1 protein-coding gene is annotated in these 685 nt (G+C 42.9%); it reads left to right on the top strand.

The window, feature by feature from the left end; translation table 11 throughout:
• Nucleotides 1-685 (top strand): ABC transporter ATP-binding protein (locus ACYVTD_RS15105; protein WP_461248531.1); only part of this gene is annotated, 685 nt, incomplete at both ends.

Raw genomic sequence — 685 nt, 5'->3', positions numbered from 1 at the left:
ATATAAAGGCGGGAGAATTTATTTCTCTTATTGGTCCGTCCGGGTGCGGTAAATCAACTTTTCTGCGGACAGTAGCGGGGCTTATAGTTTCAGACGAAGGAAGGATAATCCTTGACAACGATATTATCAACAAACCCGGTTATGAAAGAGGGCTTGTGTTTCAAGACCCTACTCTTTTCCCTTGGTTGAATATTTATGAAAATATCGCGTTCGGGTTAAAGACGCGGAATATTTATAAAGAGAAAAAAAACGATGTCGCGCATTTTATAAAACTTGTGGGGCTTAAAGGTTTTGAAAAATCATATCCTCATCAACTATCGGGAGGCATGGCGCAAAGAGCCGCGCTTGCAAGGGCGTTGGTGAACTATCCAAAAGTATTGCTTCTTGACGAACCGTTCGGCGCTCTTGACGCATTTACCAGAATGAATATGCAGGACGAGCTTATCAATATTTGGAAAGAGCGCGGAACCACGACAATAATGGTAACTCACGATGTTGACGAGGCTATATACCTTAGCGACAAAATATTTGTAATGTCGGCGCGACCTGCAAAAATAGAAAGCATTATAGACGTACAGCAAAGCCGTCCACGAGCTAGGGACGCGCCTGACTTTCTTCAGCTTAGGGCGAAAATACTGCAAATTCTTCATTTTGCGGGAAAGTCCGAGGACATACAGTATTATTT

This window comes from Treponema sp. R6D11 (assembly GCF_054786075.1).
This window is presented reverse-complemented; position numbering and strand designations above follow the sequence as displayed.